The following is a 14,156-nucleotide window of genomic DNA, read 5'->3' on the forward strand; positions in this document are numbered from 1 at the left end:
GGTGCCGGCGGGTCTCCCTGCCGACATCCACCAATGTGCCCGAGCCGTGTTAAGCGGGTGCTGCGTCCACGTGACGCGCACGTACCGTTTCCGCGAGGTGCGCGGCCACCCGGCTACTTGGCGGCGGCCGGGGCGTCCTTCGCCAGGTACGCCAGCAGGTCCTGGCGGCTGACGACGCCCTTCGGCTTGCCCTCCACCAGCACGATCGCCGCGTCCGCCGCGCCGGTGCCGCCGAGGACCGCCATCAGGTCCTCGACCGGTTCGCCGGAGCCGACCTGCGGCAGCGGCGGTGACATGTGCTTCTCCAGCGGGTCGCCGAGCGAGGCGCGCTGGGCGAACAGGGCGTTCAGCAGCTCGCGCTCCACGACCGAGCCGATGACCTCGGCGGCCATCACGTCCGGGTGGCCCGCGCCGGGCTTCACGATCGGCATCTGCGAGACGCCGTACTCGCGCAGCACGTCGATCGCCTCGCCGACCGTCTCCTCGGGGTGCATGTGGACGAGGGTGGGGATCGGCCCCTCCTTGTGGTTCAGGACGTCCGCGACCCGCGCCGAGGGCCCGGTGTCCTCCAGGAAGCCGTAGTCCGCCATCCACTCGTCGTTGAAGATCTTCGACAGGTAGCCGCGCCCGCTGTCCGGGAGCAGGACGACGACCACGTCCTCGGGTCCGAGCCGCTTCGCGACCTCCAGGGCGCCCACGACCGCCATGCCGCAGGATCCGCCGACGAGCAGTCCCTCCTCCTTGGCGAGCCGGCGGGTCATCTGGAAGGAGTCCTTGTCGGACACGGCGACGATCTCGTCGGTGACCTCGCGGTCGTACGCGGAGGGCCAGAAGTCCTCGCCGACGCCCTCCACGAGGTAGGGCCGGCCGGACCCGCCGGAGTAGACCGAGCCCTCCGGGTCGGCGCCGACGACCTGGACCCTGCCGCCGCTGGCCTCCTTCAGATAGCGGCCGGTGCCGCTGATCGTGCCGCCGGTCCCGACGCCCGCCACGAAGTGGGTGATCCTCCCCTCCGTCTGCTCCCACAGCTCGGGGCCGGTGGTCTCGTAGTGCGAGCGCGGGTTGTTCGGGTTGGAGTACTGGTCGGGCTTCCAGGCGCCCGGCGTCTCACGGACCAGCCGGTCGGAGACGTTGTAGTACGAGTCGGGGTGCTCGGGGTCGACCGCGGTGGGGCAGACGACGACCTCGGCGCCGTAGGCGCGCAGTACGTTGATCTTGTCCGTGGACACCTTGTCGGGGCAGACGAAGACGCACTTGTAGCCCTTCTGCTGCGCGACGATCGCCAGGCCGACGCCCGTGTTGCCGCTCGTCGGCTCGACGATCGTGCCGCCGGGCTTCAGCTCGCCGCTCTGTTCGGCGGCCTCGATCATGCGCAGGGCGATGCGGTCCTTGACCGACCCGCCGGGGTTGAAGTACTCGACCTTGGCCAGAACCGTCGCCTGGATGCCGGCCGTGACACTGCGCAGCCTCACCAGCGGGGTATTGCCTACGAGACTGATCATCGAATCGTGGAATTGCACCGTGTACTCCGGGGTCTCCGAGATGGTCCGGCAAGCGTATGCGTACGGGCACGGGATTGGGCGGCGCGATTGAACAACGGCCGGTAGCGGGCAGGTAGCTCTGTGTACGGCTCTACTGCGGTACGTGGGACGAGGAGGTGGACCGGACTGTGTCGACGGCGAGAGTGGCACGGCGGATCGCGGCGGGCGCGGCCTACGGCGGGGGCAGCATCGGGCTGCTGGGCGCCGCGGCGGTGGGCGTCCTGCTGGCGGAGGTCCAGCTGGCGAAGCGGCAGGTGGGCGGCGGCATCGCCCCGGTCCCGCCGAGCGCGGACGGGCGGTACGGAGTGGCGTTCACGGGCCCGGCGGAGCCCTTGCGCCTCGGGCTGCTCGGGGACTCCACGGCGGCCGGGCAGGGCGTGCGGCGGGCCGGGCAGACCCCGGGGGCGCTGCTCGCGTCGGGGCTGGCGGCGGTGTCCGAGCGGCCGGTGGACCTGCGCAACGTCGCGCTGCCGGGCGCCCGGTCGGACGATCTGGAGCGGCAGGTCTCGCTGATGCTCGCGGACCCGGCGCGGACGCCGGACGTGTGCGTGATCATGATCGGGGCGAACGACGTGACGCACCGGATGCCCGCCACGCAGTCGGTGCGCTGTCTGACGACGGCGGTGCGCAGGCTGCGGACGGCCGGGGCGGAGGTCGTGGTCGGGACCTGTCCGGACCTGGGCACGATCGAGCCGGTGTACCAGCCGTTGCGCTGGCTGGCCCGGCGGGTGAGCCGGCAGCTGGCGGCGGCGCAGACGATCGGCACGGTGGAGCAGGGCGGGCGCACGGTGTCGCTGGGCGACCTGCTGGGCCCGGAGTTCGAGGCGAACCCGCGGGAGCTGTTCGGTCCGGACAACTACCACCCGTCGGCCGAGGGGTACGCCACCGCGTCCATGGCCGTGCTGCCCACGCTGTGCGCGGTGCTCGGCCTGTGGCCGGAGTCGGACCGGCTGGACGGCGCCCGGCGCGAGGACATGCTGCCGGTGGCCAAGGCGGCCTCCCAGGCGGCCAAGGAGGCCGGCACGGAGGTCACGGGGGCCCGGGCGCCCTGGGCCCTGCTCAAGCACCGCAGGCGGCGGCGCCTTCCCGCCGCCACGGAGCCGCATCCGCATCCGCATCCGGAGCCCGGGGGTTCGACGCGCCTGGACCACCGGCCGGGCACGGACGCGGACGGCTCGCCCAGGCACGCGTGGGTCCGCCGGCCGGGCGGGCACCCCGGAAAGGGGGTCATTGACTGAGCGCTCGCTTAGAAAAGAGGCCCGCATCACATGCCGGGCCGGGTGACCCGGGCGCTACGTCCGGGTAATTTCCAGAGCAGTCGTGCCGTACCGCCGGGTCTGCCGGAGCCCTCAGGCAGCCTGTCCGCCCTCAGCCCTCATGGAGCCGCGTGATGCCCGAAGCCGTGATCGTCTCTGCCGCCCGTTCGCCCATCGGCCGGGCCTTCAAGGGTTCGCTCAAGGACCTGCGCGCGGACGACCTGACCGCGACGATCATCCAGACCGCGCTGGCCAAGGTCCCCGAGCTGGACCCGAAGGACATCGACGACCTGATGCTCGGCTGCGGCCTGCCCGGCGGCGAGCAGGGCAACAACCTGGGCCGCGTCATCGCCGTGCAGATGGGGATGGACCACCTTCCCGGCTGCACGGTCACCCGCTACTGCTCGTCCTCCCTCCAGACCAGCCGCATGGCCCTGCACGCCATCAAGGCCGGCGAGGGCGACGTCTTCATCTCGGCCGGTGTCGAGATGGTGTCCCGCTTCTCCAAGGGCAACTCGGACAGCCTGCCGGACACGCACAACCCGCTCTTCGCGGAGGCCGAGGCCCGCACCGCGGCCCGCGCCGAGGAGTCCGGTGCCGGCTGGCACGACCCGCGCGAGGACGGCCTGATCCCGGACGCCTACATCTCGATGGGCCAGACCGCGGAGAACCTGGCCCGGCTCAAGGGCGTGACGCGTCAGGACATGGACGAGTTCGGCGTGCGGTCGCAGAACCTCGCCGAGGAGGCCCTGAAGAACGGCTTCTGGGAGCGCGAGATCACCCCGGTGACCACGCCGGAGGGCACCGTCGTCGCCAAGGACGACGGCCCGCGCGCGGGCGTCACGCTGGAGGGCGTCCAGGGCCTGAAGCCGGTCTTCCGCCCGGACGGCCTGGTCACGGCGGGCAACTGCTGCCCGCTCAACGACGGCGCCGCCGCGCTCGTGATCATGTCCGACACCAAGGCGCGCGAGCTGGGCCTGACCCCGCTCGCCCGGATCGTCTCCACCGGAGTCTCCGGTCTCTCCCCCGAGATCATGGGCTACGGCCCGGTCGAGGCCAGCAAGCAGGCGCTGAAGCGGGCCGGGCTGACCGTCGGCGACATCGACCTCGCCGAGATCAACGAGGCGTTCGCCGCCCAGGTCATCCCCTCCTACCGCGACCTCGGCCTGCCGCTGGAGAAGGTCAACGTCAACGGTGGCGCCATCGCCGTCGGCCACCCCTTCGGCATGACCGGCGCGCGGATCACCGGCACGCTGATCAACAGCCTCCAGTTCCACGACAAGCAGTTCGGTCTGGAGACCATGTGCGTCGGCGGCGGCCAGGGCATGGCCATGGTCATCGAGCGTCTGAGCTGATCAGAGCGGGTTTCCGGCCCCCGCTGGCCACCGAGCCCCGACCGTGACCGAATCTCCCCCAGGATGTGATCTATGTCCTGGGGGAGAGCCGTTTGTGCAGGTCACACCAACAACAGTGGTTCACACCAGGCCCAAAGTCCTGTCCATTTCGTGACGTAATGCACTGACACATGGTGTCGTCAGGGCACAAGCTGATGTAGGAAGTCGGGGGATCGATTGAAACCGGGAGTATGTCAGTGAGCGCCATGCCTATTGCCCTGTTGCTGACCACCGCCGCTGCCACGGCTGTGGGTGCCGCCGCTCTGCACGCCGCTCACGGGCTGCGCAGGCAGGTCTCGGCGCTCCGGAAGGAGCTGGCCGACGGGTACGCCCGTACAGCCGCTGTACCCCCTCAGACGCGCAACGACACCACCTCCGCCGAAGAAATACGCGCGGCCGTCGCCGAGGCGCTGGCCGAGGAGCGCGAGCGGGAGCTCGCCGAGGCCCGCGCGTTCTGGGCTTCGCAGGAGGCGCGCGACGCCGCCGACGCCCCGTCGCTGCTGGGCGGGCTGGCCGGTCTCGGCGAGGACGCCCCGTTCTTCATGCCCCGCCAGAGTGACTTCGCCGGCCTCGACGCGATGGACCTCGAAGCGGCCGACGCCCTGGACGAGCTGACCGGGCTGGCGGAGCTGCCGGAGACGGAGTTCGCCGAGGACTCCCCCGAGCTGGCCGCGGCCCGCCGCCGCCACCCCTCGCACCCCGACTTCGTCCCCGTACAGACGCCCGTCGTCACCGACCACGAGCGCACGGTGAACCGCCTGGAGCAGCTGGCGGACAGCCGCACGGAGCTGTCCGACGTGCGCCCGGGACCGCTCGGCACGCTCGACGTGTACGTGTTCGCCGACGGTACGACGCTCTGTATGACCCCCGGCCACCGCGAGACGGCCGAGCGCCTGGCCGAGTCGCTGCGCGCGGGCGAGCACCCGGTGCTGCTGGGCGGCTCCGGCGTCTCGGGGGCGTACGCGCTCACGTTCTCCTGCGGCAAGGAGAACGTGTACATACTCGCCGACCGCGTCATAGCGAGCTTCTGAGCACGCACCGACGCCGGTCCCCGGTTCCACGGGGAGGCTGCCGCCTCCCTGCGCGCCGCGCGCCCTATGCGAAGGCCCGCGCGGCCGCTTCCTCGACGCATCGCACGGCCTCGTCCAGCTCCTCGGACGGGGCCGTTTCCAGTGCCACGGCCAGGTCCCGGCCGGCGACGGCGAGCTGGTCGCCGACGGCGAACACCCCGGCGTCCGGGATCACCCGGGGCTCCCGGCCGGGCTCCTCGGCGCGCTGGGCACGCGCCGACAGCTCACGCGCGAGGGCCAGGCCCCGGTCCGCCGCTCCTCGCTGCAGCCTGCTCTGCGGGGCGGCGCGCAACCGGTCGGCGAATCGGTCCACGGCGATGATCAGGGGGGTCGTATCGAGCACCCCGCGACCTTATCGCCGTACACACGGAAGCGGCCCGCGGCCTCCGGAAGGAGACCGCGGGCCGCTTCGGGTCCGCAGGGCCGGTCAGTCGTCGCCGCTGAGGATGGAGAGCAGGCGCAGCATCTCCAGGTAGATCCACACCAGGGTCATGGTCAGGCCGAAGGCGGCCAGCCAGGACTCCTCGCGCGGAGCGCCGTACGCGATGCCGTCCTCGACCTGCTTGAAGTCGAGGGCGAGGAAGCAGGCGCCGAGGATGATGCCGATGACGCCGAAGAGGATGCCGAGGCCACCGCTGCGGAAGCCGAGGCCGTCACCGCCGCCGAAGGCGGCGAACAGGAGGTTGACGACCATCAGGAGCAGGAAGCCCATGGCGGCGGCCATCACGAAGCCGTAGAAGCGGCGGGTGACGCGGATCCAGCGCATCTTGTACGCGAGGAGCACACCGGCGAAGACACACATGGTGCCCATCACCGCCTGCATCACGACGCCGGGCCCGATGTACGTGCTGACCGCGCTGGAGATGACGCCGAGGAAAACACCCTCGAAGGCGGCGTACGCGAGGATCAGCGCGGGTACGGGCTTGCGCTTGAAGGACTGGACCATCGACAGCACGAACGCGATGAGCGCGGCGCCGATGGCGATGCCGTACGACTTGTTGAGGTTCGCCTCGTCCACCGGCAGCAGCGCCCAGGCGAGCGCCGCACCGAGCACGACCGTGCCCAGCGTCATCGCCGTGCGGGTGACGACGTCGTCGATCGTCATCGCGCCGGTACGGGTGGGCGCGGGGGCGCCCGTGGTGGCGTAGGGGTTCGTCGCGTACGGGTTCGGGGCGGTGCCCTGCGCGTACGGGTTGGCACCCGCTGCGGGGGCCCCGGCCTGCGGCGCCGCGTTGAAGCCCGCGTAACCGTTGTCGCGGCTGAAGCCCCGTCGCGAGAAGACCGGGTTGCTGCTCCTCATCTCACTCCTCCATGGCCACCCAGCGTGGCCTTCCCACAAGAGTAATGGGTAGGCAAAGCAATCTGCCTAGTGCCGAAGGAGGATCTTTGCCCCCGGCACCGGCTGTGCATGGTCACCCTGCGGTACGTCCGCCCGCCTCCCGGGCCGCGTCCTCCACCCGTTCCCGGTGGCGGCGCCACCATGCCTCGTCACCGGGTGCCATGTCCTCGCTCCCCCTCCGCAGCCCGGCCGTCCCGTCGATCAGCTCCCGGACGACGTCGGCGTGCCCGGCATGGCGCTGGGTCTCGGCGACGAGGTGGACGAGGATGCGGTGGAGCGACAGCTCGGGCCCGTCCTCCCCGGGGAGGGTCCCCACCGCGTCGAGCCCGAACGCCTCGACGGTCGCGTCGGAGTGCGCCCACACCCGCCGGTACCGCCCGGTGACCTCCTCGCGGGACTCGTCGGCCGTGGCCCACAGGTCGGCGTTCGGCTCGGCCTCCCCGGCGATCCACAGGGCCGGCGCGGCGACGGGCCGGCCGAAGGCGGTCCCGAGGTAGAACGCCTCGGCCCCGGTCACATGCTTGACGAGCCCGAGCAGATTGGTGCCGGTGGGGGTGAGGGGCCGCCGGATGTCGTATTCGGACAGCCCGTCGAGCTTCCAGAGGAAGGCGTCACGGGCGTCCTGAAGGTAGAGCAGCAGGTCGTGTTTGAACTGATCCGTATCGGTCATACGTCCAACCTGCCGGTCGGACGGCCCCGGGCCCACCGCGTTTCTCGGACCGTGGACTCCCGCCGCCCGGCTGTCGAGTCCGTCGCCTTCACGATTCAAGGTGATCGTTCCGGGTACCTGATCGCTCGGGACTTGGTACGCGATGGTGCCCGGAACCGGACTCGAACCGGTATTGGCCACCCCTCTGACCAGGCACGATGTGCTGACCTCGGGTTTTCGGCCCGCATCTCCCCGCATCATCCAGGATCTCCCCGCTTCCGGGCCCAGTTGTGTTCCCGTGGGAACACGGCTGGGAACACCCCGGGAACGACGTAGGGCCCAACGGCAAACCGTCGGGCCCTACCAGCGGATCTGCCTAGCTGCGGAGCATGGACAGACACCGCGCCTGCTCGAACCTCGCAAGGCCGAGCAAGCCTCAGTGTGATTCGGACAATGTCCGAAACATGTGCCCATTTAACAGTCGCCCTCACGCCCTGACTAGGTTGATCCAGCAATCAGTTGGACGCCACTCGAACGAGCGACGTACGAACCTACAAGCCTGGCCACAGCGGCCGGGCCGGTATGCCGCCCCTTCAGACCGTCGCGGTCCACCCACCCCGTGACAGGACAACGGTCCCATCCGGCGAGATGTTGGCCCGTGCTCCATAGACGGGCAGGGTGCCCGACCGGTTGAGCCGGTGCCGGATGCGCTCCAGCTCGCGCCACAGACGACGAGGTCCGCCCTGACGAACCGTCGGCGAACCCAGGAAGCTGGTTGCCGTCGCACGGGCCCACGACCCGTCAGCGTGCAGCAGCCACACGGTGCGAGTGTTGCCGTCCTCCTGCGACCGGCACTCGACGCCGGGGACCTCAAGAGCCAGCATCGACATCACGTCCCAGGCGTCCGACGGAAGAAGCAGCGGGTACCTGTCGGTTGAGACCTCCTCGCCGTCTCCCCGCTCGGCAACAGCCCAGACCTCGGCCGTCACCGGCTCGTAGTCGGCACCCTGCCGGGTCCGCATGAACCCGGCCGGTGCCTGCTCGATCCGTCCGACCGCGCCGCCGTCCGCCTGTTTGTCAGCGGTCAGGACCAGCCCTGTCCCCGCGATCGTCGTCACCAGCCGGCCGCCGGGGCGAAGGGCCCGCAGCCACGAAGCAGGCAACGGCCGCACGGACACCGTCGAGATGATCCGGTCGTACTCCCCTGGCAGCGGGCCGGTGATGTCGGCGACCTCCAGGCGCGGGCGCAGCCCCATGCCGTCCAGGCGGTCGCCGGCCAACTTCACCAGCTGCCGGTCGACGTCCACGCTGGTGACCTGGTCGTCGCCCAAGCGACGGCACATCAAGGCCGTCCCGTACCCGCTGCCGGTCGTCACCAGGACCCGGCAGTCGTCGGTGAGCATGGCGTGCCGGTACATGGCCACCACGAGGCCCGGCAGAGTGGACGAGGAGGTGGGGAACCCCTGCGCCACGGCGCCCGGCTGGGCATCGTCCGCGTGGAGGGCCCCGGCCCGGGTCACGAGCGTGCGATCCGCGTACGCGGCCTTCGCCCACGCCTCCGCGTCGGCCAGGCCGTCGCGGAGCTCCCACCCCCGCGCTGAACTCTCCCACCAGCGAGGCACGAACAGATGGCGAGGCGTGGTGGCCAGCGGCTCGTACCAGCGCGACTCCGGCCGCACGACCTCGTCGGCCAGGCACCGGGCATGTGTCTCCCAGTCCATGACACCCCCCTTATTCGTAGGCCGGCCCGCAGGCTTCCGTCTCGGCCGGCGCGCAGTCCGAGCCGTCCTGGTCCGGGTTGCACGCCGTGAACCGGCGCCCGGGCGACGGCATGCACGCATCCTCGTCCACGCCGGCCCCCGCCCGGGAGGGCCGCGGGATACTCGCCGCAACCCGCGCCCACTCAGTTCCCGCGAACACCCCGGCCAGAGGATTCGACTTGGCGTCACCGGCGGGCAGGAACCGGCCCAGCACGCACGGGGTGACCGTCCCGTCCGGGAGGATCGCAGCCTTTCCGTCCGCGCACCGCCCGCACAGCTCCGACGTCGACGGCAGCCCGCCCCTCGCAGCGTTACCGACGCCCCGAACCCCGTCCACCTTGACCCGCGTGACGCCGAGCGTCTGCATCTCGGCCAGGGCCTCCTGAGACCGCTGCCCGTCGCGCATGTGGATGATCCCGACCTTGATCGGGATCCTCCGCCGGACGGCCTCCAGGATGTTGGCGCGGGTGGAGTCGTGCGACCCCTTCCGGCCGGTGATCTCGTCGTGCTCGGCCGCGTCGTCGCTGTAGTACGACGTGGCGAGGCTAACCGCCGGGTGGCCGTACAGGTCCCAGTGCTCAGCCCGAACCCGGTACAAGTTGCTGTACACCTGCACGCGCAGCCCACTGTCGAGGGCGTGCTGGACGAGCTCGGCGAACCGCGGGTGCAGGCTCGGCTCGCCGCCGATGAACTGCACGGTCCGGGCGCCGCCGGCGGCGGCCTCGGTGATGATGCGGGTCCAGTCCTCGGCCGTCATGCTGCCGTGTCCCTGCGTCGGCCCGGACTCGGCGTAGCAGTGGGAGCAGGCCAGCTGGCACCTGCCCGTGATCTCCAGCTCCAGGAACTCCGGTACCTGGGCCGGTGTCTGGGGAGCGATGGGAGCGATCGTCATCTCGGTCTCCTTCGGGTATGACGGGGCCACGGTCCGGCGGGTGCCGGACCGTTGAACATGGGTGGATCTGGCCCGTCCCGGCTGCACGCTCGCGCGCGTGCAGCGGGGACGGGAGTCTCAGGTGGAGAAATCCCGCCGGGTCGCGAACTCGGCGATCCGCGCTTCAAGGCGGCGTACGCATGGGGCGCAGGCGTGGAACGGGGCATGCCCGTGGTGGTCGCTCTGGACCGGGCCCAGCCACATCACCGGCAGGTCGACACCATCGCAGCGCCAGCACTCCCCGATGACCCACACCGGCGGCTTCTCCGCGCGCAGCTCGACAGCACTGCCCTCGGTGGCGGGGGACCCACCCCGGCCGTCCCGGTGCCACGGGGGGAGCACACGAGCCGGCCGGGATGGGAGCTTCACGACGTCCCGATCCCGTATGCGAGAAGGACGGCCAGGCCGGCGAGCACGGCCAGGTAGACGACGACGGCTGTGCGGTCGCTGCTCACAGTGCCTCCAGGTCGGCCCAGACGCGCTTCCCCCACGACAGGAGATCGACGCCCCACCGCCCCTGGCTCACCGCGTCCACGATCGCCAGACCGCGCCCGCTCTCCTCGCCGACACCGGCGATCCGGGGCAACGGGCACTCGCGGGACATGTCAACCACGGCCACCCGGACCCGGCCGCCGCCCAGTCGCGTCACTGTGAGGCGCACAGCCGATCGCCGGGCGTGCTGGACCGCGTTCGTCAGCAGCTCGCTCACGACGAGCTCGGCGGCGTCCTGGACGTCGTTCATGCCCCAGACCTCCAGGACCAGCCCAACGAAGCACCGGCCCCGCTGCGCCGACTCCGGAAGCCGCGGAAGGCTCTCGGTGTACGAGGGCAGCACCCCCCCTCCGACCTCGGGCATGATCGCGGACCTCCCCTTGAGAGCGGTCGCGGGCTCACCCACGGCGGTCGCCGCCTGGGCGGTCCACAGCAAGCCGACCCGCAGTGACGAGCGCTGCGAGAGGGCGCGCCCTGCACAGCAGCGCCGGGCCTTCGAGGGGCACTACCCACCACGGACAGCCATCGTCCAGAGGCTCAGTGACGCGCGGGCCTGGAACCTGCAGCAGCGCCCCGTAGTTGTGCGCCACCGATCCGCGCGAGCGCCACGCCATAGCCGTGGACGCGGTGACCAGCACCGTGTACGAGCCCTCACGACGGAAATGCTCGGGGCTGTAGAAGACGGGGCCGCCCTCCAAGTGCTCCGCGAGTGACCGTCGGCACTGGGTCGGGCTATCCACGTCCAGAGCACGATGCACGAAGCTGGCCCGAATCACGATCGCGCCGAACAACACCCCAGGGCGCAGCCACGTCGACCCCTTGACCTGCCAGTCCTCGCGGCTCTTGCGCAGGTTCGGGGCGGCCGACAGCAGCCAGTGCCCGGCGGCGAGCTCCCGATCTCTGCGAAGGTGCACGACCCCTTCGGCTCCCTCCACCGACATCAGGCTGCCCCCTGAGCGGCGGACGGCGTCAACTCGGACAGGAACGCGTGATGCTCGTGCAGCCACTCCTCGAGTTCCCCGAAGTTGGCGTCGGCGCGGGACGTCGTGACCAGCCCCCCGGCCTCGCCGCTCGTGATCAGCTGCCGGGCGTGCCCCCACCAGTTCGGCCGGAACCCGAGCGGCGTCGAGGTCGAGGTGTGATCCACGACCTCGCCGACCACCAGCCAGTCCCGCGCCTGAGCGTGCCGCCGGAGGCGAGCGACGACCTCCTCCTCGCTCGCGCCGGGCTGCACACACGCGTAGAGCACGACCGCCACTCGTGGGGGATATCCGTCGGCCGCGTCCGCGATGCGGCGCCGCCGGGCGATGTTCCCGGGGGTTCTCTTCGTCGTCATGGCGGTAACCATCCCGCTACCCAACGTGCAGGTGAAGATGGTGAACGGACGACTTCGCGAACCGGGAATCTGCTGGCTCGTCCTACTCGTACGACGTCCGAGCCTCCGGCGGGCAAAAGTCGTCCGCTACATACCAGTGCGCGCTACAGGGCGCTCTTTCGCGTCGCTGAGGGGAACCTGTCGCTGGCTCCGGTCGGTGACACTCCGATCAGCTCCGAGACCCGGCGCAGCCTCGCGGTCGACGCACGGCCGATGCGCTGCACGATCACCCCGGGCAGGGTCTGGTGCCGGGCCCAGACCGGCGCAGCCCGCAGCGTCTCCTCCAGCGTGTCGAGGGACTGGTCCCACAACTTCGCGTCGGCCTGCGCCAGCGCCTTGTCCATCGCGTACCGGTGCTGCGCGGCCTCCGTCAGCGACGAGACATCGGTGACGGAGTCGATGAGGTCCAGCGCCGCCCCGGTCTGCCCGAGCGCCACCTTGATCCCCACAGCTTGCGTCGTGGCACTCACGGGCCCGAAGAGCGTGCCGTGGGCCCGCACCTCGCGGCCGAGCCGGGCGCCGGCCGCATGCGACTGGCTCAGGTAGTCAGCCGCCCGCGCCTTGTCGCCCATCCTGGAAGCGACCACGGCAGCGAAGTTGACGTGGCTGCCGTACGCCGTCATCTCCTCCGGAGTCGCCTTGCTGAACCTGGGCTCGATGTCGGTCGCCGACCGCTCGGCGAGCTCAAGCGCCTCGGGCAGACGGGCATCCCGCAGGTACACCCACGAGCGGCCCGACCGGACCAGGGCCACGCGCATGTCGTCCGCGCCTCGCTCGGCCGCTGTCTGGGCGTGCCCGATCGAGGCATACGCCAGGTCGCGGGCCCCCATCAGGTTCGCGGTGTAGGCCGCGATCCGGTAGGCGTCGGAGAGCACCTGCCACGCCTCCGCCTGCTCCCCGTCGGCCTGGTCGTGCAGGAAGGCCGCCGCCGCGGTGATGAACGGCCCGACCACCGCGCCGGCTTCGACATACCGCCCGGCCCAGTAGTGCGTCCAGCAGCGATCGGTGATCTCTCGCAGCTGTTCCAGCGAGATGGGCTCGACGTCGTGAGGCAGGATGCCTGCGGCGGTGTCGTGCACGGCCCGGGACAGGTCCCGGATCATCGTGCGGTCGTCCTGGGCCTGTGCTCGGCGAGGTGCCTGCTGTCCCAGGATCACTGAGGTGTCGACGGACAGGGCGTTAGCGATGGCCAGTAAAGTCTGCAGGCTCAGCGTCTTGTCCTGCTCGGCCTTTTGCACGGTCACGACGGAGAGGCCCGTCATCTCGGCGAGATCGGATTGCCGGATCTCCCGGCCGCGCAAGATCTTGATCCGTTCGCCAGTGCTGTAGTCACTCCATTGGGGCACAATGCCTCCATTCCTAGCGTCCACTAGGAACCGTACCCCCGTAGCGGGGGGCGGAGACCGTGAACGCCCCTCACTCGCCCCTGACGTGAGGGGCGTTCGCACGCCCGGACCCATCCGCCCCGGCGCGAGCTCGCAGCACCGCACCCCACCGCCAGGGGGACGGGGGCCGGGCTCACGGCGCCCGACGCCCACCCGCCGTACACTCGAACGCATGTACGACACGTTGCCGCCTGACCTGGACCGGCTGCGCACACTGCGCACCTGGCACGCCATGTGGCTGGCACGCCTCGACCGAGCGATAGCCGAGGCCGAGACCCGCGAAGCGGAGAAGCGCCGGGGAGAGGAAGCACGCCAGCCCGTCCCGGACTGGATGATCGAACACGGCATAGGCCAGGGCAGCCCCCCTTCGGAGCTCCACGCAGGCGACTGCCACATGGCCGGCCGACGGGTGCAGCCCGTCACCCGGGACCAGGCACTCCAAGCCCTGAACACCGGCCTACGGGCGTGCACCCACTGCCGCCCGGACACGGCCCTCGGCTTCCTGGAGTAACCGACGCCGCCACCCTCCTCCCGCCCGGCCGGGTACCGCGCGGGTAGGATTCCCGGCCGTGGCAATCGAACTCACCGACGAACTCATTGCGCTGGAACAGGCAGCTTGGGCCGAGCAGCAGGAGAACCGGCTCACCGTGGAAACGGCGACCGCCGTCCAAACGGCGATCACCGAACACGCGGCGGCCACCGACCAGAGCCGTTACGACGTCGAGCGGGAGCTCAAGCGGGTCGTCCGCCACCCGGAACCGGAAGACGCCTGACCCCGGCCGGGCGCCTGCCGCCCTCTCCCCCGAACACAGCGATGCCCCGCCCGAACCCGGGCGGGGCATCTCCGAATAACAGCAGCATCGCACTTCTGGACGTCGCCCATTCTACGCCCAACGAGCCCAAACAATCCCGAACATGGCCGAGCCCAACCGTGCTCCGGGGGGGGGGATGGTCACGGTCGGGC

General features: G+C 70.9%; 16 protein-coding genes. 5 read left to right on the forward strand and 11 right to left on the reverse strand.

Annotated features, from left to right (window positions below; all coding sequences use genetic code 11):
- Positions 1-113: 113 nt before the first annotated feature.
- Positions 114-1,520 (reverse strand): cystathionine beta-synthase, encoded by a 1,407-nt coding sequence (locus tag ACLQ2N_RS15925; protein WP_425813352.1) that lies wholly within the window; start codon positions 1,518-1,520, stop codon positions 114-116.
- Positions 1,521-1,684: 164 nt separating this feature from the next.
- Between ACLQ2N_RS15925 and ACLQ2N_RS15930 the strand changes: the two genes are divergently transcribed.
- From ACLQ2N_RS15930 to ACLQ2N_RS15940, 3 genes are all read left to right on the forward strand, one after another.
- Positions 1,685-2,779: an SGNH/GDSL hydrolase family protein gene (locus ACLQ2N_RS15930; protein WP_425814199.1), complete on the forward strand. Its 1,095-nt coding sequence runs from the start codon at positions 1,685-1,687 to the stop codon at positions 2,777-2,779.
- Positions 2,780-2,931: 152 nt separating this feature from the next.
- Positions 2,932-4,152, forward strand: a complete 1,221-nt coding sequence (locus ACLQ2N_RS15935) for an acetyl-CoA C-acetyltransferase (protein ID WP_425813354.1) — start codon at positions 2,932-2,934, stop codon at positions 4,150-4,152.
- A gap of 260 nt (positions 4,153-4,412) precedes the next feature.
- Complete coding sequence (locus ACLQ2N_RS15940; protein WP_425814201.1) at positions 4,413-5,222, forward strand: hypothetical protein; 810 nt, start codon at positions 4,413-4,415, stop codon at positions 5,220-5,222.
- A 64-nt stretch (positions 5,223-5,286) separates the two neighbouring features.
- Here the strand turns inward: ACLQ2N_RS15940 and ACLQ2N_RS15945 are convergent, their stop codons facing one another.
- The 10 genes from ACLQ2N_RS15945 to ACLQ2N_RS15990 all read right to left on the reverse strand — a co-directional run bounded on the left by ACLQ2N_RS15945 (position 5,287) and on the right by ACLQ2N_RS15990 (position 13,153).
- Positions 5,287-5,604, reverse strand: coding sequence for a hypothetical protein (locus ACLQ2N_RS15945; RefSeq protein ID WP_425813356.1), 318 nt, complete (start codon positions 5,602-5,604; stop codon positions 5,287-5,289).
- An 84-nt stretch (positions 5,605-5,688) separates the two neighbouring features.
- Positions 5,689-6,561, reverse strand: coding sequence for a Bax inhibitor-1/YccA family protein (locus ACLQ2N_RS15950; protein ID WP_425813358.1), 873 nt, complete (start codon positions 6,559-6,561; stop codon positions 5,689-5,691).
- Positions 6,562-6,673: 112 nt separating this feature from the next.
- On the reverse strand, positions 6,674-7,270 hold the full coding sequence (locus ACLQ2N_RS15955; RefSeq protein ID WP_425813360.1) for a DinB family protein: 597 nt from the start codon (positions 7,268-7,270) through the stop codon (positions 6,674-6,676).
- Positions 7,271-7,842: 572 nt separating this feature from the next.
- Positions 7,843-8,970 (reverse strand): protein-L-isoaspartate(D-aspartate) O-methyltransferase, encoded by a 1,128-nt coding sequence (locus tag ACLQ2N_RS15960; protein WP_425813362.1) that lies wholly within the window; start codon positions 8,968-8,970, stop codon positions 7,843-7,845.
- Positions 8,971-8,980: 10 nt separating this feature from the next.
- Positions 8,981-9,901, reverse strand: a complete 921-nt coding sequence (locus ACLQ2N_RS15965; protein ID WP_425813364.1) for a radical SAM/SPASM domain-containing protein — start codon at positions 9,899-9,901, stop codon at positions 8,981-8,983.
- Between the two features lie 117 nt (positions 9,902-10,018).
- Positions 10,019-10,309, reverse strand: a complete 291-nt coding sequence (locus tag ACLQ2N_RS15970) for a hypothetical protein (RefSeq protein WP_425813366.1) — start codon at positions 10,307-10,309, stop codon at positions 10,019-10,021.
- Between the two features lie 82 nt (positions 10,310-10,391).
- Positions 10,392-10,796 carry an ATP-binding protein gene (locus tag ACLQ2N_RS15975; protein WP_425813368.1) on the reverse strand — a complete coding sequence of 135 codons (405 nt, stop codon included), beginning with the start codon at positions 10,794-10,796 and terminating at the stop codon, positions 10,392-10,394.
- A gap of 34 nt (positions 10,797-10,830) precedes the next feature.
- Positions 10,831-11,373 (reverse strand): hypothetical protein, encoded by a 543-nt coding sequence (locus tag ACLQ2N_RS15980; RefSeq protein ID WP_425813370.1) that lies wholly within the window; start codon positions 11,371-11,373, stop codon positions 10,831-10,833.
- Positions 11,373-11,768: a hypothetical protein gene (locus ACLQ2N_RS15985; protein WP_425813372.1), complete on the reverse strand. Its 396-nt coding sequence runs from the start codon at positions 11,766-11,768 to the stop codon at positions 11,373-11,375. The genes ACLQ2N_RS15980 and ACLQ2N_RS15985 overlap by 1 nt, the downstream gene beginning before the upstream one ends.
- A 143-nt stretch (positions 11,769-11,911) precedes the next feature.
- Positions 11,912-13,153, reverse strand: a complete 1,242-nt coding sequence (locus ACLQ2N_RS15990; RefSeq protein WP_425813374.1) for a helix-turn-helix domain-containing protein — start codon at positions 13,151-13,153, stop codon at positions 11,912-11,914.
- A gap of 211 nt (positions 13,154-13,364) precedes the next feature.
- Here ACLQ2N_RS15990 and ACLQ2N_RS15995 point away from each other — a divergent pair, with 211 nt between their 5' ends.
- Together ACLQ2N_RS15995 and ACLQ2N_RS16000 are read left to right on the forward strand one after the other, a co-directional pair.
- The gene (locus tag ACLQ2N_RS15995) at positions 13,365-13,703 is read left to right on the forward strand and encodes a DUF6233 domain-containing protein (RefSeq protein ID WP_425813376.1); all 339 of its coding nucleotides are present in this window, start codon (positions 13,365-13,367) and stop codon (positions 13,701-13,703) included.
- Positions 13,704-13,761: 58 nt separating this feature from the next.
- Positions 13,762-13,965 carry a hypothetical protein gene (locus tag ACLQ2N_RS16000; RefSeq protein ID WP_425813378.1) on the forward strand — a complete coding sequence of 68 codons (204 nt, stop codon included), beginning with the start codon at positions 13,762-13,764 and terminating at the stop codon, positions 13,963-13,965.
- Positions 13,966-14,156 lie beyond the last annotated feature (191 nt).

Source organism: Streptomyces sp. DT224 (genome assembly GCF_049844595.1).
Lineage (GTDB): Bacteria > Actinomycetota > Actinomycetes > Streptomycetales > Streptomycetaceae > Streptomyces.